The 21,446-nt window shown below is 69.5% G+C and carries 18 protein-coding genes and 1 rRNA gene; 9 read left to right on the forward strand and 10 right to left on the reverse strand.

Annotation, left to right across the window (positions count from 1 at the left end; genetic code table 11):
- The first annotated feature begins 208 nt into the window (after window positions 1-208).
- Window positions 209-325, forward strand: a 5S ribosomal RNA gene (gene rrf / locus IU450_RS23590).
- Between the two features lie 125 nt (window positions 326-450).
- Here the strand turns inward: rrf and IU450_RS23595 are convergent.
- Window positions 451-1,323, reverse strand: coding sequence for a helix-turn-helix domain-containing protein (locus tag IU450_RS23595; RefSeq protein ID WP_195151931.1), 873 nt, complete (start codon window positions 1,321-1,323; stop codon window positions 451-453).
- A gap of 96 nt (window positions 1,324-1,419) precedes the next feature.
- On the opposite strand from IU450_RS23595, the gene IU450_RS23600 reads away from it, so the two are divergent.
- On the forward strand, window positions 1,420-2,214 hold the full coding sequence (locus tag IU450_RS23600; RefSeq protein ID WP_195151932.1) for an SDR family oxidoreductase: 795 nt from the start codon (window positions 1,420-1,422) through the stop codon (window positions 2,212-2,214).
- Entirely contained in the window at window positions 2,211-3,287 is a 1,077-nt protein-coding gene (locus tag IU450_RS23605) for a diacylglycerol kinase (RefSeq protein ID WP_195151933.1), read from the forward strand. Before IU450_RS23600 ends, IU450_RS23605 begins: the two co-directional genes overlap by 4 nt.
- Window positions 3,288-3,383: 96 nt before the next feature.
- Here the strand turns inward: IU450_RS23605 and IU450_RS23610 are convergent, their stop codons facing one another.
- Window positions 3,384-4,436, reverse strand: a complete 1,053-nt coding sequence (locus tag IU450_RS23610; RefSeq protein WP_195151934.1) for an aminotransferase class V-fold PLP-dependent enzyme — start codon at window positions 4,434-4,436, stop codon at window positions 3,384-3,386.
- Between the two features lie 82 nt (window positions 4,437-4,518).
- Window positions 4,519-4,995 (reverse strand): nuclear transport factor 2 family protein, encoded by a 477-nt coding sequence (locus IU450_RS23615; protein WP_195151935.1) that lies wholly within the window; start codon window positions 4,993-4,995, stop codon window positions 4,519-4,521.
- 158 nt (window positions 4,996-5,153) lie between these two features.
- Between IU450_RS23615 and IU450_RS23620 the strand changes: the two genes are divergently transcribed.
- From IU450_RS23620 to IU450_RS23630, 3 genes are all read left to right on the forward strand, one after another.
- Window positions 5,154-5,414, forward strand: a complete 261-nt coding sequence (locus IU450_RS23620; RefSeq protein ID WP_195151936.1) for a three-helix bundle dimerization domain-containing protein — start codon at window positions 5,154-5,156, stop codon at window positions 5,412-5,414.
- A gap of 162 nt (window positions 5,415-5,576) precedes the next feature.
- Entirely contained in the window at window positions 5,577-6,416 is an 840-nt protein-coding gene (locus IU450_RS23625) for an IclR family transcriptional regulator (protein WP_195151937.1), read from the forward strand.
- Between the two features lie 275 nt (window positions 6,417-6,691).
- Entirely contained in the window at window positions 6,692-7,498 is an 807-nt protein-coding gene (locus tag IU450_RS23630; RefSeq protein WP_195151938.1) for an expansin EXLX1 family cellulose-binding protein, read from the forward strand.
- 3 nt (window positions 7,499-7,501) lie between these two features.
- Here the strand turns inward: IU450_RS23630 and IU450_RS23635 are convergent, their stop codons facing one another.
- On the reverse strand, window positions 7,502-9,193 hold the full coding sequence (locus IU450_RS23635) for an FAD-binding dehydrogenase (RefSeq protein ID WP_195151939.1): 1,692 nt from the start codon (window positions 9,191-9,193) through the stop codon (window positions 7,502-7,504).
- Window positions 9,190-9,828 carry a TetR/AcrR family transcriptional regulator gene (locus IU450_RS23640; RefSeq protein ID WP_195151940.1) on the reverse strand — a complete coding sequence of 213 codons (639 nt, stop codon included), beginning with the start codon at window positions 9,826-9,828 and terminating at the stop codon, window positions 9,190-9,192. Before IU450_RS23640 ends, IU450_RS23635 begins: the two co-directional genes overlap by 4 nt.
- A gap of 211 nt (window positions 9,829-10,039) precedes the next feature.
- Between IU450_RS23640 and IU450_RS23645 the strand changes: the two genes are divergently transcribed.
- The gene (locus IU450_RS23645; RefSeq protein ID WP_195152173.1) at window positions 10,040-11,044 is read left to right on the forward strand and encodes a zinc-binding alcohol dehydrogenase family protein; all 1,005 of its coding nucleotides are present in this window, start codon (window positions 10,040-10,042) and stop codon (window positions 11,042-11,044) included.
- Between the two features lie 155 nt (window positions 11,045-11,199).
- Window positions 11,200-11,856 carry a cutinase family protein gene (locus IU450_RS23650; RefSeq protein ID WP_195151941.1) on the forward strand — a complete coding sequence of 219 codons (657 nt, stop codon included), beginning with the start codon at window positions 11,200-11,202 and terminating at the stop codon, window positions 11,854-11,856.
- Between the two features lie 66 nt (window positions 11,857-11,922).
- Here IU450_RS23650 and IU450_RS23655 read toward each other — a convergent pair whose 3' ends face one another.
- The 4 genes from IU450_RS23655 to IU450_RS23670 form a co-directional block, all read right to left on the reverse strand.
- Entirely contained in the window at window positions 11,923-13,950 is a 2,028-nt protein-coding gene (locus IU450_RS23655; protein WP_195151942.1) for an SDR family oxidoreductase, read from the reverse strand.
- Between the two features lie 316 nt (window positions 13,951-14,266).
- A complete protein-coding gene (locus IU450_RS23660) occupies window positions 14,267-15,970 on the reverse strand; it encodes a bifunctional metallophosphatase/5'-nucleotidase (protein ID WP_195151943.1) in 1,704 nt (567 codons plus the stop codon).
- A gap of 85 nt (window positions 15,971-16,055) precedes the next feature.
- Window positions 16,056-16,712, reverse strand: a complete 657-nt coding sequence (locus IU450_RS23665) for a heme oxygenase (biliverdin-producing) (RefSeq protein WP_195151944.1) — start codon at window positions 16,710-16,712, stop codon at window positions 16,056-16,058.
- Window positions 16,713-16,818: 106 nt separating this feature from the next.
- Window positions 16,819-18,243, reverse strand: coding sequence for a threonine/serine ThrE exporter family protein (locus IU450_RS23670; protein ID WP_324197814.1), 1,425 nt, complete (start codon window positions 18,241-18,243; stop codon window positions 16,819-16,821).
- A 236-nt stretch (window positions 18,244-18,479) separates the two neighbouring features.
- On the opposite strand from IU450_RS23670, the gene IU450_RS23675 reads away from it, so the two are divergent.
- Window positions 18,480-19,334 (forward strand): LLM class F420-dependent oxidoreductase, encoded by an 855-nt coding sequence (locus tag IU450_RS23675; protein WP_195152174.1) that lies wholly within the window; start codon window positions 18,480-18,482, stop codon window positions 19,332-19,334.
- A gap of 113 nt (window positions 19,335-19,447) precedes the next feature.
- Here IU450_RS23675 and IU450_RS23680 read toward each other — a convergent pair whose 3' ends face one another.
- Complete coding sequence (locus IU450_RS23680; protein WP_195151946.1) at window positions 19,448-21,343, reverse strand: vWA domain-containing protein; 1,896 nt, start codon at window positions 21,341-21,343, stop codon at window positions 19,448-19,450.
- Between the last annotated feature and the right edge of the window lie 103 nt (window positions 21,344-21,446).

Consider the following 21,446-nt stretch of genomic DNA (forward strand, 5'->3'; position numbering starts at 1 on the left):
GGCCGGAACTGGAAGCACGGTAACGTGTGGAGGTGACCGGTACTAATCGGCCGAGGACTTACCAACAAAGGTTGCTACGCGTCCACTGTGCGGTATCTGAAACAACACACAGATACCCGTAACCCCACTCCTTAGGGTTTGTTCCACTGTTCGTGGTGGACGACTCGAAGGGGGATGGTGGTGTCGGGTGTGGATAGTTTCATAGAGTTACGGCGGCCATAGCGGTAGGGAAACGCCCGGTCCCATTCCGAACCCGGAAGCTAAGCCTGCCAGCGCCGATGGTACTGCACTCGACAGGGTGTGGGAGAGTAGGACACCGCCGGAACATCCTTCACGATAGGGGACCCAGACTCTGGGTCCCCTATCTGCATTTGAGCACCCCATAAGCTCCGAAAGGCCCCCCGACGATCGTCGGGGGGCCTTTCGTCGTTTATCCGGAAATTACTTTCGTTACCTGTCGACGGCGAGCGCGCTCGTCAATTCACTTGCCGTGCTGCGCGTCGCGTCCACGAAATCCTCGCGTTCGGTTCGCGTCGTCGCGGCACGCAACGGTCCCAGCTGCACTTCGTAGGCCGCGGTGCCGCGCGCGTCGAAAACCGGCGCCGCCAGATAACTCAGCGGCAATACCTCCTCCGAATCCAGCTCTGCCCGGGTGAAGGGCCGTGAGGTGAGCGTGGCGAGCTGGCGAAGCGCGCGGGTGCGCAGATGAGGTTGCAGCAGTTCGGATCCCACCGCGCCGAGCAGATCGGCGAGCAGATCGACCATCCCCGCGTCGTCGGCGCGGGGCCGGAAGACAGCCACCCCGCGATCGCGTACCAGCGTCAGTAGCGCACCGGCCATCCGTTGATCGTCTTCGGTGGCGGTGCGCAGCCAGGTGTTCTGCTCGCTCGCCGGACGCCACGGCATGACGCTGGCACCGGCCGGGAACTGGAGCGGAATGCGGTGCCCCACCGGGATTCCGGGAACAACGCGGTCGACGCCGTGTCGCACGTCGAGCACCGTGAGCCGGTCGGGTTCGATGCGGCTGAACGTGGCGCCGTACCCGGTCCGGGCGGCGAGGCCGGCGAGGAGGTCGCCGACGCCGTGCGGGAGGGCGGCGCCGTGCAGCCCGGCCAGTGCCGGCCCGATGACGTAGCCGCGAGCCGGATCGCGAGCCACCCAACCGGCCGTGTCCAGTTCGGCCAGGATCGCGGTCGCGGTCGCGCGGGCGATGCCGAGACGTTCGGCGATGCCCGCGACGCTGATCGGCTCACCGGAGGTCGCCAGCAGCGAGACTATATCGATGACGCGACGCGTCGGTGGCGACGCGGATCGGTCCGGCATGGCGGCAACCCCTTGTCCCGGCTCGGGTGAGCGACTTACGATGACGAATATTAGATCACAGCACTGTCGAATATTCGTCAGAGCGGAGGAGCGTGAATGATTCTGGACCGGTTCCGAATCGATGATCAGGTCGCCATAGTCACCGGTGCGGGCCGTGGTCTGGGCGCGGCCATAGCGGTCGCGTTCGCGGAGGCGGGCGCGGACGTGGTGATCGCCGCACGCACGGAGAGCCAGCTCGAGGAGGTTGCCGAGCGGGTCGCCGCCGCCGGGCGACAGGCCCACGTGGTGCCCGCCGACCTGAGCGACGCCGATGCCACGGCCGCCCTCGCCGCGTCGGCGGTGGAACGCTTCGGGCGGCTGGACATCGTGGTCAACAACGTGGGCGGCGCACTGCCGTGCCCGCTGCTGGACACGACGCCGCAGGCGCTGGCGCAGGCGTTCGACTTCAACGTGGTCAACGCGCACGCCCTGGTCAGGGCCGCGGTGCCGCGCATGCTCGAAACCGCAGGGGGTGGTTCGATTCTGAACATCACCTCCACGATGGGGCGGCTGCCCGGCCGCGCGTTCGCGGCATACGGCACCGCCAAGGCCGCCCTCGCTCACTACACCAAGCTCGCCGCCCTCGACTTGAATCCGCGCATCCGGGTGAACGCGATCGCGCCCGGCTCGATTCTGACCTCCGCGCTGGAGATCGTCGCGAGCAACGACGCCATGCGCACCGAATTGGAGGCCAAGACGCCGCTGCATCGCATCGGCGAACCCGAAGACATCGCCGCGGCCGCGCTCTATCTGGTGTCGCCGGCGGGCAAGTACCTCACCGGGAAGATTCTCGAGCCCGACGGCGGCTTGATCATCCCGAACCTCGACCTCCCGATACCGGATCTGACATGACATATCGCGTAGTGCAATGGGGCACCGGCAATGTGGGCAGGCATGCCCTGGCCGGCGTCATCGCCCATCCCGAACTGGAACTGACCGGCGTGTGGGTGTCCGGCTCCGCCAAGAGCGGCACGGACGCGGGAGCCCTCGCGGGACTCGATCATTCGGTCGGCGTCACCGCCACGACCGACGGCGACGCATTGCTCGCCTCCCGCCCGGACTGCGTCGTCTACTGCTCCATGACCGACAACCGGCTGTTGGAAGCCGTGCAGGATCTGCAACGCATCCTGGCCGCAGGGATCAATGTCGTCGCTTGCGCACCGGTGTTCTTCCAGTACCCCTACGGCGTGCTGCCCGACGAGCTGCTGAAGCCGGTGCAGGAGGCGGCCGCGCAGGGCAATTCGTCGCTGTGGGTGAACGGAATCGATCCTGGTTTCGCCAACGACCTGCTCCCGCTCGCGCTCGCGGGGACCTGCCTGCGTGTCGACCAGGTGCGCTGTCTGGAGATCGTGGACTACGCCAGCTACGACAACCGCGCGGTCATGTTCGACATCATGGGCTTCGGCAAACCCGTCGACGAGGTCCCCATGCTGTTGCAGCCCGGCGTGCTGTCGCTCGCCTGGGGCGGCACGGTGCGTCAGCTCGCGGCCGGGATCGGCGTCACCCTCGATGCCGTCACGCAGTCCTACGAGCGCATTCCGGCTCCGGAGTCGTTCGACATCGCGACCGGGCACATCGCCGAGGGAACCGCGGCGGCATTGCGTTTCGAAGTCCGGGGCATGGTCGGGGACGTGCCGGTCACGGTGCTCGAGCATGTGACCCGGCTGCGCCCCGACCTGTGCCCCGACTGGCCGCAGCCGGCGCACCCCGAGGGCTCCTACCGCGTCGAGATCACGGGCGAGCCGAATTACGCGCTGGATCTGGTGACTTCGAGCCGCAATGGGGATCACAACTACGCGACGGTCCTGGCGACCGGCCTGCGCATCGTCAACGCCGTCCCCGCGGTGGTCGCCGCCCCCGCCGGAATTCTCACCGCGCTGGATCTCCCACTGATCACCGCCCCCGCACACCGCCCTGGCCGGTGATCGCCCTCGGGCCCACGGCGCGCGGGTATACGGCCTGCCCGCCATCAGGCCCGCTGGGGCCCTGACCGGCCCTGCGGCCCGGGGCCGCCGCGGGGGCTAACCGGCGCGCAGCACCGACAGCGCCCGCTCGATGTCGTCGGCGCTGTTGTAGAGGTGGAAGGCGAACCGCAACCCGCCGCCACGCGCCGAGGCGACCACTTCTGCCTCCGCGAGCCGGGCGGCCAGTTCCGCCGCGCCGGGCACCGAAACGATCGGCGAGCGCGCTTCGACGGGCTCGAAGCCGAGGTCTCGCAGGCCGTCGCGGAAGCGGTCGGCGAGGTCGAGGTCGTGCGCGCCGATCTTGGCGACGGTGAGTTCCTCGATCAGCGACAGTCCGGCCAGCGCCGCCACGACGCCGAGCCAATCGGGTGTGGTGTCGAACCGCCGTGCCGTCGCGGGCAGCGCGATCGGGCGATAGAGCTCGGCCCAGCGGTCCTGGGCGGCGTACCAGCTGGAGCCGACCGGACGCAGCTGCGGGACGAGGTCGGGGGCGGTGGCGAGGAACGCGACGCTGCGCGCCCCGATCAGCCATTTGAAGGTGGCGCAGACCCAGTAGTCCGCGTCGGCGAAGCGCAGCGGCAGCCAGCCCGCGGCCTGGGTGGCGTCCACGAGCAGGCGCGCGCCGTTGGCTCGGGTGACCGCGCGCAACTCGGCCAGATCGGTGACCCGGCCGTCCGCGGACTGGACCACGCTCACGGCGACCAGCGCGGTCTCCGGCCGCACGTGCGCGGCCAGCTCGGGCAAGGGCACGAAGCGCACGACGAGGTCGCCACGGTGCACGAAAGGCATGGAGACGGAGGAGAATTCGCCTTCCGGCAGGAGGACCTCCGCGCCGGGCGGCAGGGCGGTGGCCACGGGGCCGATGAGGCCCGCGACACCACTGCCGAGCGCGATGTCGTCGGCGGTCGCTCCGTCGAGCAGCCCGGCGAACCCGGCACGCAGGTCGGGTACCAGTCGATCCACCTCGGCGGTCGGCGCACCGCGGCCGGACGCCCAGCTCGCACTCGCGTCGCGCACCGCGGCGAGGGCACGGGCGGACGGCAGCCCGAAGGAGGCGGTGTTCAGGTAGGTGGTTTCGGGAGTGAATTCGTCGGGCGCTAGGGAGGGCATGTTCGCAGCATCCACCGGGCGGCGCCGGGCGGTCCAGCGCCACCGGGCCGATAGTGGACCGATTTCGTTCGGCGCTGGGCGGTCATTTCTCCGGCGCCCACATATTGGACAGCAGTTGGAAGCTGGGCGTGTCCGCCAGCGACTGCATGGATTCGTAGATGCGGCGGTAGCCGGTGGAGGTGATGCGCCATTTGCCGTCGGCGTCGCGGCGGTAGGTGTCGGTGTAGTAGCCGGCCCCCCGGATCAGCACACCGTATTCGGTGGCGATCACGGTGTCCTCGAATGCCCAGGATCCCGTGGCCGTTCCGCCGTCGACACCGATCTCCGGATGGTTGGCGATGTGCACCGAGATGACCGACGGGCCGAGATTCTCCCGCATGAACGCGGTGATGGCATCGCGGCCGTCCAGGTGCAGCGGCTCGCCCATGGCGTGGGTGCCGTAGCGTCCTTCCGCGTCGACGGCGAGGGTATCGGCGAACTCGTCCCAGTCTTTGAGATCGAGGCTCCGGAAGTAGCGGTACTTCAGCTGGCGGACGGCTTCGATGGCGTCGAGATCCATCTGTCGAGCCTGGCACGTGCCGCCTTCCAGGACAAGAACGTGTTCTACCGCAGCCCGGGTGTCGAACCAGCGCGACCGGGTACCCAACTGACGGGCGCTGTCGTGCGCTACGACAGCGCCCGAGGTACCGATCTCGTCACGACCAAGGGAACCTTGCGATGACCGACCGTCCTGCCACCCATGACCCGAACCGGCAAACCCCCCTCGACCAGGAACTCGCCCTGAAAGCGGCCGCGCAGCGCTTGGAGGACGAATTCGACGGCGTCGTCAGCGAGGCCGCGATCGAGGATCACCTGCACTCGTCGTACGACCATTTCGCCGACCACGCCACCATCGTGAACTACTTGCCGCTGCTGGCCGAGCGGTACACCCGCGAGTGGCTGTTCACCGTCGCGGATTCCGCGTCCGGATCCGCGTAGCGGATGGATCGGTCCGCCACCTGCGAACACCGGCGCCGTCGGCGCGTGAGCCGCTCACAGGCTCGCGCGTTCGGCGGTGGGTCGCGTCGAAATGATCAGTGAATTACCCCTGGCCGACGGGATTGCTCCTAAGCTCTACGCGAGCACGCGTGGAGGTTGGCAATGACGGTCGAGGTGATGACCGATCCCGAGCCCGGGGAGTTATGGACCGGCTCAGGATCGGCGGCCCGGCCGGGCCAGCCGCCGGTATCGATGATCGAGCGGATGACGCTGATACTGGAAGCTTTCGACGGCGCGACGCCGACGCTGACGCTCATCGAACTCGCCGAGCGCACCGGATTGCCGCGGTCCACCGTGCACCGCATCCTCGACCAGCTGATCCGGTTGCGCTGGCTCGCCCACGCGCCGGGCGGCTACCGGCTCGGACTGCGCACGCTGGAGCTGGGCGGACTCGCCGCCGAGCACAACGAGATTCGTGACGCGGTGAGTCCGCTGCTGCACGACCTGCACCAGCAGACCGGCATGGTCGGTCACCTCGGTGTTCTGGACGGCCGCGACGTGCTGTACCTGGACAAGGTCGGTGGCCGGTGCGCCGCGAGCGTGCCCACCCGGCTCGGCGGGCGGATGCCCGCCCACAGCACTGCGCTGGGCAAGGCGCTGCTGGCCACGCTGGAACCGAGCATCGTGGAAGCGTCCTTCCGGGATCGCCTGCCGCAGCTGACCGCACGCACCCTCGCCGACCGTGCCGAACTGCATCGCGAGCTGAGTCGCATCCGTAACCGCCAGGGTGTCGCCGTCGACAACGAGGAGTCGGTGACGGGCATCGCGTGTGTGGCCGTGCCGATCCGCGGTCGCGGTGCCGCGCTGGCCGCCGTGTCACTGTCGGGCCGGGTCGGTGCGGACCGAGCGGTGCTGGACACCGCGCGGCTGGCTCGCGCGCTGGCCGAGGTGGCCCAGGAGGCGGGTCGGAACCTCTTCCCTCGACAGGCGCGCAGACATTGACCGGTCCGGGCGAGCCGCAGCCGTGCCGGATCATTTCCGATCGGCCGGTGCCTGCGCAAGGCGGATCGGTCGGAATTAGCCGCACGCTTGCTGAACTGCGGTCTTTCACAGTGGAGAATTTTCGTTCGCGGTGCACACGAGGCGCGGGGCTGCTTTCCTGATGTAGTCAGGATGGACAGTCCGCGAGTAGGTGAGCCGGAGTCGGGGAAGCGATGCACCGGGTACCGATCCAAGAGCGGCCATTCCGTTCCGAATGGCTGTGGTTTGCGGCAGGCGTGCTGGTCACCGTCGCGGTGGTCGTCTGGCTGGTGCGGCCGTCGGCGCCGAGCTGCGGTGCAGCGACAGCGCTGAACGAGGCGTCCTCGCCTTCGCGATTTCCGGTGAGCGCCATGACTTTCGCTCCGCTCGGGCCGGACAGGTCCGCCGAGGCGCGCTACTACAGGTTCGGCAAGCAGGTGTCGTGCTCCTTCCGCGAGCTGCCGCCGGATGGTTACTACGCCGGGCTGTCCACCTCCGACTACGGTCGCGCCGACCTCTGCGGGGCGTATCTGGAGATCCAGGGTCCACGCGGAGCGGTCCGGGCGCTGGTGGTGGACCACTGCCCGGCATGCGCTGGGGAAGAACTGAATCTGAGCGCGGCCGCGTTCGAGCTGATCGCCGATCCCGACGACGGTGTGGCTGCGGTCCGCTACCGCCTGGTCCGTGACCCGCAGCCGGTGCAGGAGCTGACCTTCGAGGTGAAGCCGGACTCCTCCACGTCCTGGTTCGCCATCCTGTTCGGTGGCACCGGAAATCCGTTGCGCGAGGCGGCTGTCCGGCCCGCGGGTGGCGGGCCGTGGCAACAGCTCACCCGGCGGGCGGACAACTATTGGACCCTCTCCGGCGCCGGGCAGGGCCCCTTCACCGCACGAGTGACGGATGTCTTCGGCAACGAGGCCGAGATCACCGATGTCACGGTAGAACCGGGCCGATACTCGGCGGGTACCCGGCTCTATTCCGGCGCACCCGCGTTCACGTCCCTGACGCCGTCCCTGGCGACCTCGACGGGCCCTGCCACGGCCGCGTCCCGGTGCAGGCCGTAGCGATCAGGCCAGTTTCGCGGCCAGTGCACGTCCGGCCGCCCGGCCGGAGAAGATGCACCCGCCGAGGAAGGTGCCCTCCAGCGCGTTGTACCCGTGCACGCCACCGCCGCCGAACCCGGCCACCTCGCCCGCGGCGTACAGACCGGGGAACGCCGTGCCGTCCGGCCGGATCACCTGCGAATCCAGGTCGGTCTGCAAGCCACCCAGAGTCTTCCGGGTGAGGATGTTCAGTCGGACGGCGATCAGCGGTCCTGCGGCCGGGTCGAGGATCCGGTGCGGTTTGGCGACCCGGCCCGCCTTGTCGCCGATGTACCGGCGGGCGTTGTCGATCGCCATCAGCTGGCTGTCCTTGCTGTACTTGTTCGCCAGTTCCCGGTCGCGGGCGACGATCTGGCGTTCCAGGTCGTCGTAGTCCAGCTGGGGGCCGCGCGCGATCTTGTTCATGCCCTCGACCAGTTCACGCAGCGTGTCCGCGACGACGAAGTCGACGCCGTGCTGTTTGAACGCCTCGACCGGCCCCGGCGCGCCCTTGGCGACCCGGCTTTTCAGGGTGAGCTTGAGATCCTTGCCGGTGATGTCCGGGTTCTGCTCGGAGCCCGACAGCGCGAACTCCTTCTCGATGATCGACTGGGTGAGCACGAACCAGGAGTAGTCGTAGCCGGTCTTCAGGATCGCCTTCATCGTCGTATTGGTGTCGAACCCGGGAAAACACGGTGCGGGCAGCCGTTTTCCGTTCGCGTCGAACCACAGCGAGGAGGGGCCCGGGATGATCCGGATGGCGTGGTCGGGCCAGATCGGATCCCAGTTGACGATGCCCTCGGTGTAGTGCCACATGCGGTCCCGGTTGACGATCGCGCCGCCCGCCGCCTCGGTGATGCCGAGCATCCGGCCGTCGACGTGCGCGGGCACGCCGGAGATCAGCGTCTTCGGGCAGGGACCGAGCCGCTCGGTGGGCCAGTTGCGGCGGATCATCTCGTGGTTGTGACCGATGCCGCCGGACGTCACGATCACGGCTTCGGCGCGGAATTCGAACTCGCCGACCGCGGTCCGGGAGGAGGCGCGGCCGCGTTCGAGATCGGTGTCCTCGAGCACGGTGCCGCGCACGCCGACGACCGCGTCGTCCGCGACGATCAACTCGTCCACCTGATGGCGGAAGCTGAAGCGAACCTGACCGCGCCGTTCGCCCTCGAGGACCGGCTCGGCGAAGACCCGGACCACCTCGGGGCCGGTGCCCCAGGTGAGGTGGAAGCGCGGCACCGAATTGCCGTGCCCGTCGGCACGGTCGCCGCCGCGTTCGGCCCACCCGACCAGCGGTGTCACGCGCAGGCCGAGATCACGCAGGTAGTCGCGCTTCTCGGTGGCCGCGAACCGCACGTACGCCTGTGCCCACCGCCTGGCCCACTTGTCCTCGTCGTCGCGGTCGAACCCGGCCGAGCCGAGCCAGTCCTGCAGGGCGAGATCGTAGGAGTCCTTGATGCCGAGGCGTCGCTGCTCCGGGCTGTCGACGAAGAACAGGCCGCCCAGCGACCAGAACGCCTGGCCACCCAGATTGTTGCGGTTCTCCTGGTCGAGCACGTGCACCGTGCGACCCGCCTTGACCAGCTCGTGTGTGGCGACCAAGCCGGCCAGCCCGGCGCCGATGACGAGGACGTCCGCCTCCGGCGTCACCTCGGGGCTGCTGTGGGACATGTTCATCCTTCGGTTGCGGTGCTGTAGGCCAGCACGACGTGGTGGAAGAGTTCGGTGCGCCGCTCGCGCGCGGCGCGGCTGTCCGGCTCCATCAGGACCTGCACGCTGGTTCCGTCGTGCACGGCGATGAGCGCTTGGCCGAACGACTCGGGGTCCGGCACGGTGCGGCCGCCACGCGCGAGCGCGGCGACGATGGTGGGCATGAGCGCCGCCACGATGGCCTCCTCGCGGGCGGCCATCACCCGGCGCAGCGCGGGAGTGCGCAGGGCGTGCGCGGTGAATTCCGCGGTGATCCGGTACCAGCCCTCGTCGACCGGGACCGCTCGTTCCAGGCGCTCGACGGCGGTGCGCACGTCATCGGTGCCCCCGGCCGCGATCTCGTCCAGAATCGCGCTCGCCTCGGTGAGCATCGCCGTCGAGCGCTGTTCCCACATGGCCAGGAACAGCTCGTCCAGCGAGCTGAAATTCGAGTAGAAAGCCCCGCGGGTGAATCCGGCGCGTTCGCACACCCGCTCCACGGTGGCGCGTCCGAAGCCCTCCTCGGCGAACGCCTCGTAGGCGGCCCGCAGCAGCCGGTTCCTGGTTTCGGCGCGACGGCGGGTCACCCGGGCGGGCGCGGCCTGCGCGGCGTCGGACGTCATCGGGCACCTCCTCGTTTCGGCCGCGACCGATCATCGGATACAGAAATGTACTCGATACAGAAACGTATCAGACCTCGTTGCCGAGCGAGGCCGAATGCGCCGAGTAGGGTGAATCCGGCGCATCCGGCGGGGCCGGGTTGCCCGATCCGTGTCGGTCCGATCGGTGCGAGGTGATCCGGCGATGAGCGAGTTCTCCGGCGGCAGGACCTCGATGCGGTGCTGGCGGGTGCGCAGGCCGGGTCCGATCGATGGCGGCCCGTTGCACGCGGAGCGCACGCCGGTGCCGGCACCCGGCCCGGGGGAGCTGATGGTGCGTGTTCTCGCCTGCGGCGTGTGCCGGACCGACTTGCACGTGGCCGAGGGGGATCTTCCGGTACACCGCGCCGCGGTGGTGCCCGGGCACGAGGTGGTCGGCGAGGTCGTCGCGTTCGGTCAGGGTGCGCAGCGGGAGGGTTTCGCGGTCGGGGATCGAGTGGGCATCGCCTGGCTGCGGCACACGTGCGGGGAGTGCAAATTCTGCCTGCGCGGTGCGGAGAACCTCTGTCCGCGTTCGGCCTACACAGGCTGGGACGCCGACGGCGGGTACGCCGAATTCGCTTGCGTGCCCGCGGCGTACGCGCTGCGGCTGCCCGCCGGTTACTCCGACGCGGACACGGCTCCGCTGCTGTGCGCAGGCATCATCGGGTACCGGGCGCTGCTGCGGGCCGCCGTGCCGCCGGGCGGGCGGCTCGGCGTCTACGGCTTCGGCGGCAGCGCCCACATCGCCGCTCAGGTGGCCGCCGCGCAGGGAGCGGAGGTGCACGTGATGACACGGGATCCGGCCGCGCGCGAGCTCGCGTCCGCGCTCGGGGCGGCGTCGGTACAGGGCGCTGCGGATCCGCCTCCGGTGCTGCTGGATTCGGCGATCCTGTTCGCGCCGGTCGGTGACCTGGTGCCGCCGGCCATGGCGGCGCTCGATCGGGGCGGTGTCCTCGCCGTCGCCGGTATCCATCTCAGCGACATTCCCGTGCTGAACTACCAGCGGCATCTGTTCCAGGAGCGGGAGATTCGCTCGGTGACCGCGAATACCCGTGCGGACGCCCGCGAATTCCTGGCTTTCGCAGGCGATCACCGGATACATCTGACCACGCACGGGTACTCCCTGGACATGGCGGATCGGGCGCTGGCCGATCTCGCGCACGGACAGTTCACCGGCGCAGCGGTTCTCGTGCCGTAAGGGCCCGTAGAACACGATTCGGCGTTGAGTCCGTATCGGTCGGATGGAGTTCCTTGACGGCCCTCGGAGCCGTTCTTACCTTCGCGGATATAGCCGCAATTGTCACTGACAAGTGTCGATCGGCTGTCTCACAACGGCGTGAGTAGGTGAGTACGATGGCCAACCGGAAGGTAATTCATTTCGAGAAGTGGCGTGTAGTAAGGGCGTTTGCCGTGCTACTGCTCGTCGCGGGATTCGGGGCGGCGACGGGATTGCAGGCATGGGCGACGTCCTGTGCGGCAGTCGACGTCGTCGTCGCGAGAGGCACCCACGAACCCGGATTTCTGGGTTCGGTGGTGGGCGACCCGCTCTATGACGCACTGTGGCAAGCACTTCCGGTCGATTCGCAGGCCTACCGGGTGGACTACCCGGCCGACCTGCTCGATCCGTCCTCGATCAGCCGCGGCACCCACGACATGACCGCCCATCTGATGTGGCAGGCGGCCAGGTGCCCGGACCAGCGGTTCATCCTGGTCGGCTTCTCACAAGGCGCCATCGTGGCCCACGGGGTGCTCGGCACCGGCATCGTGACCGCGCTCGGTGGCATCCACTCGCTGCCCGCGGATCTGGAATCCCGGGTGGCCGCGGTGCTGCTGTTCGGCGATCCCATCCGGCTGATCGGCTGGAATGTGCCGGAACACTACGCCTGGCGAACCGGAAACTACTGCGCGAGTGGTGATCCGGTGTGCGAGGGCGGCATCCGTCCCGCCGCGCACACCGACTACCGGTGGGCCATGTGGCCCGCGGTCGAGTTCACGGTGTACCGGGTGTGACATCGCGGAGCCGGTAATCCGAACGGTGGGGCCGACCGAGGTCGGCTCCACCGTTCGTTGTGCCTGCTACCAGTGCAAACCGGGCACGACGCGGGCGAGGCGCGCCGCGGGGGCGGGCAGCGCCATGAGCGGCATGATCACCGGGGCCAGCGCGGACAGCGCGCCGCGGCTGGGCGCCTGCTCGGTGGTCGACTCCTCGGCCGGACGGCGGTCCGAGTCGCCCCGCGCGGCGCGGGACTCCCCGAACAGGCGGAAGCCCTGGTGCATGATCTGGCGTTTGACCGACGGCATCAGCAACTCGACCGCCTGTGCGAAGGTGCCGACCGGTGTGTCGATGCGGTGCGGGCGGTCCTCCAGCGCGCGGACCACGATGGCGGCGGCCTGGTCCGGATCCGGGACGGGAAGCGCCCGGTACAGATCGGTCGGCGCGATCATCGGGGTCCGCACCAGCGGCATCCGCACCGAGGTGAACGTGATGCCGGCGTCCCGGTTCTCCACCGCCGCGATCTCGCTGAAGTTGTCCAGCGCCGACTTGCTCGCCACATAGGCGGCGAACCGGGGCACCTTGGTCTGCACCGCGATCGAGGAGATGTTGACCACGTGCCCGAAGCGCCGCGCCCGCATCGACGGCAGCAGTCCGAGGATGAGCCGGACCGCGCCGAAGTAGTTCACCGCCATGGTGCGCTCGAAATCGTGCATCCGGTCGGTGGAGTTGAGCACGGAGCGGCGGATCGAGCGGCCCGCGTTGTTCACCAGGTAGTCGACGTGGCCGTGGTCGTCGAGGACGCACTGCACGAGCTTCTCGACGGCTTCGGAGTCGGTGATGTCGCACGGATAGGTGTGCGCGACACCGCCTTCCGCGCGCACGGCTTCGGCCGCGGCCGCCAAGTCGTCGTGCCCGCGGGCGACCATCAGCACCTTGGCGCCGCGCCGGGCGACGGCGTGCGCGGTGGCCAGCCCGATCCCGGAGGACGCGCCCGTGATCAGCACGACCCGGCCGGCCAGCGGGTCACCGGTGATGGTCACGCGTCCGCGCTGCGGGTCGAGGTTGGCACGCCAGTACTGCCACAGGCGTTCGGCGTAGCTGTCGAACGACGGCACGGTCAGGCCGGCGCTGCGCAGCTGGGAGCGAGTGGAGTCGCTGATGAACTCCGCGGAGAACGAGGTGTGCGGAGCGACTTCGGCCGGGATGCCGAGCTGTTCGAGCAGGAAATCGCGCACGGTGGCGACTCCGGGAAGGTGTGCGAGGCCGCTGAGCGCCAGCCCGCTGCCCGGCAGTGTGCCCACGCCGGTCGGCGCGCCCGCCGCGGCGGCGAGCGCGCTGTACACCTCGCCGAACGGCTGCGGCTCGGGGTTGACCAGGTGGAAGGTGCGGCCGTCCAGGCCGGGGCGGCGGATCAGTTCCGCCATGGCGGCCGAGACATAGTCGACCGGAACGATATTCGTCGCACCGAGATCGGGCAGCGGCAACGGCAGATCGGACGGCAGCGTGCCGAGCTTCGCGATCGCGCTGAAGAAGTAGTAGGGGCCGTCGATCTTGTCCATCTCGCCGGTGCGGGAATCGCCCACGATGATCGCGGGCCGATAGACCCGCCAGCGCACGCCGCGCGATTCGCGCACGAGCTTTTCGGCGGCGAACTTGGTGCGGTGATACGGCGAGGTCAGTTGCTGTCCGAGGTCGAAGTCCTCCTCGAAGAACTTGCCCTTGTGGTCGCCCGCCACCGCCACCGAGGAGACGTGGTGCAGCACCGCGCCCAGCCTGCGGGCCAAGGCCAGCACCGAGCGCGTGCCGGTGACGTTCGCGGCGTGCGCGGTGTCCTCGTCGGCGGTCATGTCGTAGACGGCGCCGAGGTGGACGACGTGGTCGGCCTGCGGCGCCTCGCACGCCAGCCCGAGCCCGTCGGCGGTGAGATCGCCGATCAGCGCGAAGACGCGTTCCGCGCCGCGCCAACCCGCCGCGATATCGGTGAATTTCGCCAGCGACGTCTCGCGCACCAGCACGTGGACGATCGCCTCGGCGTCGCGATCCAGGAGGTCTTGCACGACCCGCCTGCCCAAGAATCCGGTTCCACCCGTCACGATGTAAGTGGCCATCGCACTCTCCTGCTGTTCACTCGAACCATGTTGTCGCACAAGTCATCCGGCATGCGGCAATGGATCCGGACAGCGTCGCTCGGCCCCCAGCGACAGAACGTCGGGCCGAAAGTAGGAACACCTTCGTCCTGACTTATTACTGAACAGTAATCGACCGCGTACGGCACCGGCAAGCGATCATGACCCGTTCGGCCTGTGGGACTGGTCACCCGAATGCGCAGGTCAAACGGTATGTGTTACATAGATTTCCAGTTACCCGCGTTCTGGTCGGGTGTCCAGCAATCCGGTAGCGTCCGGTGCGGCTATTTCCATCCGGCTACTTCTTCTCGACGCGGGCGGGTGGCGCCTGCAGCGGGGGCTTGTCGCGCAGGAATGTCTCGAAAGCATCAAGGTCGGTCGGGCCGGCCGCGGTATCGGCGCCTTCGGTGAAGACGGTGAACCCGTCACCTCCGGAAGCCAGGAAGCTGTTCGTCGTGATGCGGTAGGTGGCGACGGGGTTGAGCGGCTGCCCGCCGACGCGGACGCTGTCCGCGAGCACCTTCGTGCCCTTGGGGGCGGTATCGGAGTACGCGTAGGTGATACCGGAGGGGGACAGGATGGTCGGCTTTCCTGGGTCGTTCCACTGCTGTTCGAGCAGGCGCAGGATCTGGCTGCCGGTCAGCGTCAGCGTGACCACCTGGTTGCCGAACGGCTGGACGGTGAAGATGTCGCCATAGGTGATCGGTCCCTGCTTCAGGTCGGCGCGCACGCCGCCGGGGTTCATGAAGGCCGCCACGGCGGCGGCGGGGCCCGCGGTGACCGACAGCATGGAATCGGCGATCACGTCGCCGAGCGGCGAGGTGCCTGCCTGGCTCGGGCTGTGCGGAAGGGCGTTCGTGGTCGCGCCGACGACGCGGCCCGCCCTGGGCCGGGACTGCTCGGTGTAGAAATCGATCAGGGCGGTTGTCGCAGCGTCGGGTGTGACCTCGCGGGTCACGACCCGGTTGACCGCCGAGGCCTGCACACCGTCGCCGCCGAAACGCAGCGTGACATCGGTGATCAGTCGTCCGTACGAGGCCGCCTGGGTGATCACTTTGCCGCCGACGGTGCACACGTAGGGCTGGTGGCTGTGAGCGGTGAACACCGCTCGGACCGCGGGGTCGATCCGCTCGGCCAGCCCTGTCACGTTCGGGGTGACGTTAGCGCATCCGTTGTAGTCCAGCGGCGCGTCCCGCTCGGGTCGCTGGGCGCCTCCGTCGTGCACCAGCGCCACGATGGCCTCGGCGCCCGCCGCATTCATCTCCGGCACGTAGCGGTTGATCGCGGCGGCTTCGTCGCCGAAGTGATAGCCCCGGATGCCCTCGGGCAGCACGATATTCGCGGTCTCGGGCGTCACCGTCCCGATCACGCCGATCCGGTGCCCGCCCACCTCCAGCAGGGTCCACGGACGCAGCGCGGGCGGCAGGTTGCCCTGCGCGTCGGCGACGTTCGCGGCCAGGTACGGGAACCTCGCGCCGGTGAACGGAGCGCCGGGCGAGCATCCGTCGGGAGCGCAGCCCCCTTGCTGCAGGCGTGCCAATTCCCGCACGCCGTCGTCGAATTCGTGGTTGCCGACCGCCGACGCGGCGACTCCGGCGTTGTTCAGGAAGGTGATCGTCGGCTCGTCGTGGAACAGCGCCGACACCAACGGGCTCGCTCCGATGTTGTCTCCGGCCGCCAGTACGGCGCTGGACGGATAGGCGGCCTTCAGCCGGGTCAGGTGAGTGGCGAGGTAGGCGGCGCCGCCCGCGTCGTGTCCGGCGATCTTTCCGGTGGATCCGCCCGGCGGCTGCAGATTTCCGTGCAGGTCGTTGAATCCGAACAGGTGCACCTCGTCCGGCTGCGCGGGACGTAGGTCGTTCGTCGAGATCAACGGCACGATCTGTGCCGCCGTCGACGAGCCGGGACCGGCGCCGGGATCGGACGTCGTGCCGCAACCCCCCACCAGACCGACACCGACAAGACCGGCAAGAACCACGGCGATGCGACGGCGCGCTCTCATACCACGACTGTCCCATGTCCGCGGCGTTCGCGCACGACAGCCGAAATGCCGCGTGCCACAGCGCCGGTGAGCTGTGCCCGGCCCGCTATTGAGCGGCGGGGAATTCCTCGGCGAGTTCCTCGAACACCGCGCTGTTCAGCGCGAAGGCGCGCTGACCCTCGTCGAGTACGCGGCGGCGTTCCAGATCGTCCAGCGGCAGGCGATCGAGCAGGCTGCGGTATTCGCGCTTGAACGCCGCGGGGTTGCCGACGCCGTCGAAGACGTAGAAGCGGACGCCGTCGCCGCGATGCGGCAGGTTCCACAGCTTCTCCGCGGTGCCGCGGATGACCTGTCCGCCGGACAGGTCGCCGAGGTAGCGGGTGTAGTGGTGGGCGATGTACCCGGCGGGCCAGTCGCGCGCGCACTCGTCGATGCGTTCGGCGTAGGCCGCGGTCGCGGGCAGCGGCTCCAGATCGGTTTGCCAGTCGGGACCGATGAGATGTGCGAGGTCGCGTTCGAGTTCCGCGGTGCGGGCGAGCTCGGGGCGGATGAACGGCCCGGCGACCGGATCATCGGCGAGCGTCTTCCAGCGCCCCTCGAGCGCGCGGTAGATGAACCAGAGCTGACCGGTGTAGCGGTGGTACGAGTCGACGCCCAGCGAGCCGCCGAGCATGTCGCTCATGAAGCGGGAGTTCTCCGCCTCCGCATGCTGGCGCGCGGTGGCGGTGCGGATCTGCGTCGAGAACGGTACTGCTTCCGACATGCCCGAACCACCTCACCTCAACCGGGGCCGCCGCCGAATCGGGCCGCCCTGACCAGTTCGATAAGAGGGTACCGGGCGGGCGTTCGGCGCGCATGCACCTCGCGCCTCAGCGCGCGGGCGCCGACCGGCGGCGGCGTCGCACGATCGGGCGGCGCAGCGAGCCGAATCGGCGCAGAATCCGCGGCCTGCGCACAGTGCGGTCGCACCACTCACCGAGCGTGACGCCGGCCGCCAGCGCGCAGCCGATGCCGAAGGCCGACAGCAGCTGGTTGCCTCCGATCAGCAGCTCGTCGTTGAGCAGGGCGTAGAGCCCGCGGTAGACCTTGAGGCCGGGTAGCAGCGGGGTGATGCCAGCGACGGCGACGACCAGCGGGGGCGTCAGCGCGCGGCGGGCCATCAGGCCACCGGCCAGGCCGACCAGCGTCGCGGCGACGCCGGAAGAGATCACGGGGCCGAATCCGGCCTGCTGGATGAGCAGGAAACAGATGGTGCCCGCGGCGCCGCTTCCCGCGGCCGCGGCCAGCGCCCGGCGTTCGGCGTAGCAGGCGAGCGCGAACGCAAGGGCGGCGACCGCACCGGCCACGATCTTCACCGGCAGGTCGGTGATGTCGCGGGCGGAGGACAGATAGACCGGTGGCACGGTGGCGTCGAGGAGATCGGCGACGTGCAGGGTGAGCGCGATGCCCGCGATGATGCCGCCGGTCATCATCATCACCTCGAGCATGCGGGCCGTCGCGGTGATCGGCGCACCGGTTATCGCGTCCTGCACCGAGCCGACCAGCTGCAAACCGCTGAGCAGCACGGTGATTCCGGCGGCGATGATCAGGGTCGGGTCGACGTCGATCTGCAAACGCGCGGCCAGGCTCGCCAGCACGATGGCCGGAATCGCCGCTATGGCCCCGCCCACCATGTGCTGGAAGAAGAACGGCAGCCCGTAGCGGTTGAGGACGCGATTGGTGCGGTCGATCGCCGCGGTGGTCGCGAAACTGACCGCGGCCACCAGCGCGCCCGCGCCCAGCAGCGCGGCGATCGCCGCCGCCATCAACGACCACGCGGCGGTGGCGGTCCACCGCCGATACGGATGTGGCGCCGAGGTGATCGCGTCGAGCGCGGCGCGGGCCTGATTCGGGGGGACCACTTCGTTGCGGATCCGGCGGGTGAGCCGGTCCACGGCGGCGAGCCGGGTGAAATCCAGGGCGCGGTAGTGCACGATCCGCATGGTGCTCGCCGGTGGCAGCGCGGGCCCGCGGTCGGCCCAGATGCGGATGGCGTCGTAGGTGACGTCGATGCTGCAGCGCGACAGCCCGTAGGTGGCGGCGATGAACCGTACCGTCGTGGTGGTGTCGACCACGCCGGTGCCGGAGGCGAGCACCACTTCGCCGACGCGGACCGCTAGATCGAGGACTTCGGCCACCCGGGCGTCGTCGGTGAGATCGATCGGCTGCAACGGCGTCGGCGCGGTGACGATGGTGTCCGCGGTCGCCTGCCGGTCCGCGACCAGCAGGCCCACGGCCTGGCTGACGACGGGAATCGGCCGGGCGCGCCGCAGGCGAAGCCCGCGACGCCAGCCGAGGTGATCCACCCGTGCGGTGGTGACATCGCCTACGGAAGATGCGTCAGGACCCATGGACGCGAACCTAGTCATCCGATGTGCCGTTGGCATCCGCGCGGGTCGGCGCGGGCGTACCTGCCCCGGCTCGGCCCTCTTGGTCGGACCGGCGAATCGTGGTAGAACTTGTTCTAATTTCAGCGATGGGAGCGCGTACGGTGCGGTACGGAATCGTGTTGTTCACCAGCGATCGGGGCATCACCCCCGCGGATGCGGCGGTGGCCGCCGAACGTGCCGGTTTCGACACGTTCTATGTGCCCGAGCACACCCACATCCCGGTGGTCCGCGCGGCGGCGCATCCGCGCACCGGTGACGCGAGCCTGCCCGACGACCGCTACCTTCGGACCCTCGACCCGTGGGTCGCGCTCGCCACCGCCGCGTCCGTGACCGAGCGCATCGGGTTGTCCACCGCGGTGGCGCTGCCCGCCGAACATCACCCGATCACGCTGGCCAAGACGATCGCCTCGCTGGACCACCTGTCCGGCGGCCGGGTCAGCCTCGGCGTCGGATTCGGCTGGAACACCGACGAATTGGCCCACCACGGCGTGCCGGCGGGCAAGCGCAGGACCGTGCTGCGCGAGCATCTGGAGGCGATGCGCGTGCTCTGGACCGAGGAGGAGGCCGGCTTCGACGGCGAGTTCGTCAGGTTCGGCGCGAGCTGGTCCTGGCCCAAGCCGGTGCAGAAGCGCATTCCGGTCCTGCTCGGCGCGGCGGGCACCGAGAAGAACTTCACCTGGCTGGCGAAGTACGCCGACGGATGGATCACCACGCCGACCGAGGACGGCTTGGACCAGAAGATCGACCTGCTGCACCGCGTGTGGCGCGAGTACGAGCGCGCGGACACCCCCGAGGTGGTCGCGCTCGCCGGTCGGCACGACGCCGAGCAGCTGGCTCGCTGGGCCGAATCCGGCGTCACCGAAGTGGTTTTCGGGCTGCCGGACCGCCCGGCGGAGGACGTGCGGGCCTACCTCACCCGGTTGGCGGGGAAACTCGGTATCGAGCACACCGAGTGACGCGCTGACGCGTCACCCCGGAGGATCTCCCGAGCCCGAGCCCGAGCCCGAGCCCGAGCCCGAGCCCGAGCCCGAGCCCGAGCCCGAGCCGCCCGGCTGACGGCTGGACGCGGTCAGCCGCGTCGGCGCAGCACCAGCACGCCCGCGATGACGCCGACCACGACGACGGCGATCGCGCCGAGACCCGCGACAAGCAGCCATTCGCTCCGTGACTCCGTTGCCGCGCCTGCGGCGGCCACCGCGTCGGTGCGCCGCGCGGCGCGCTGTGTGTCGCCTTTTTCCCCGAAGACTCCGTCGGCGATGCCGGAGGAATACGTGGGCCCGGGTTCCTGGCCGCCGGTGACGGTCAGATCCAGCCGGACCGGCACCGGCGCCGCGTCGCCCTGCTCGAAGGTCGAGCCGACCTTCACCGCGATGTAGTACCAGCCCGGCACCGATTGCCCGCGGGCCTTGCTGTGGTCGGCGGTCCGATTGGCGTAGCGAATGGGGACCGTCGCCATCGCGTCCCTCGTCGGCAGCACGGTGTCGGTGCCGGTGTAGGCGGCGAAATCGGACTCGATCTCCTGACGGATCGGGCTGTAGAGGGTGGTGCGGATATTGGAGACGTTGGCCAGGCCGCGCCCACCGTTGCCGCCGTAGTGCACGCGGTAGGCCAGGCCCTGGCCCCAGTCCAGCCGGACACGGTAGAACACGAACTCGCCCTGGCGCAGGGTGTCGGTGTAGCGACCGCTGCGGGGCAGCGGTGCGGCCACGTTGAACGATCCGCCGCCGGTTACGGGCGTGCCGGAACCGGTGGGCTCGGTGAAGGCGGTGGGCGTGGTCGTAGCCCTCGGGCCCGGGTCGGTCACCCCTGGCTCGATACCGACCAGCAACTCGACCGGTAGGCGCTCCGGGACGCCCGCCGAGATCTTGTCCCAGGTCACGGCGAAGGAGTAGCGGCCGCCGCCACGGCACTTGTCGCCGCTCGCGCTGCCGCTGCGCTCTTTGGTCGCGCCGTCCCAGGTCTTGGCGATGGTGAGCGCCGCGCCGTCACTGGATTTGGTGGTCAGCTCATTTTCGAAGACATGGCAGTCCTGGCCGTCCGCGCCGTACACGCGCAATTGCAAGGTGTTCAGATCCTCGGTGGCGGAGACGTCCCGGACGCGCGGGAACGACACCGTGCCACTGAAGTAGGCGGTCGCTCCCGCGGGCACGTCGACGGACCAGTACCGCTTCTCCTTCTGACCGATGGTGTCGAGGTACTGACCGGGTGCGGCGACGGGTGCGGTCTCGTGCGAGCCGGTGCCGGTGATCGGTGTTCCCGCCGCACGGTAGTTGCGCAGGGCCGCGGCGCTCACGCGCGGCAGCACCCGCTCCAGCGCGCGACCGTCGGCGGCGTCGGTATAAGTGCCGCCGGTGGCCTGCGCCATGCAGGTCAGCTGGTTGCGGGCGGCGGCGTCCACCGCGAACCCGATGGCGTGCACGACCAGATCGATGCCGCGCTGCTTCACTTCGCGTGCGATTTCGCACGCGTCGGGTGGGGCGCAGGTGTCCTCGCCGTCGGAGACCAGCACGATCGAGCGCGGGCCCGAGCCGGGCATGGCATCGGCGGCCTGCCGCAGCGCGGGACCCATGGGCGTCCAGCCGCGCGCCTGGATGCCGTCGACGGCGGCGGTCAGCGCGGCCTTGTCGAGCGGGTCGGCGCGCCGCAGCAGGTGGACGTCCCGGCATCCGGCGGCTTTCTCCGCCTCGGCGTTCCCGGTGCCCGTGCCGTAAGTGACGAGGCCGACCTTCGACTCTGCGGGCGCGGCTGCGACGAACGCGCGTACCGCGTTCTTCGCCGCATCCATCATGGTGCCCGCCGGGTCCGGCCGCTGCATCGATCCGGAGGCATCCAGGATCAGCATGGTCGGCGCGTAGCTCGGTGGCTGCTCGGTCCGGTCCGGCTGTGCCGCCGCGCCGGGTGCGGCGAGTGCCGCACCGATCAGGCAGGCGGTGAGCACGGCGATGAGCTGGGTGAATCTCGGCATGATCCTCATCGATGGTTCGCCTGCGATGTCGCACGGCACGGCAATTCGGTCCCGGTGACCGTATTGGCCGGTCGCGCCGCCGCGCGAGTCGAACTGCCCCTGG

The sequence above is a fragment of the Nocardia abscessus genome, from assembly GCF_015477775.1.
GTDB lineage: Bacteria > Actinomycetota > Actinomycetes > Mycobacteriales > Mycobacteriaceae > Nocardia > Nocardia abscessus_A.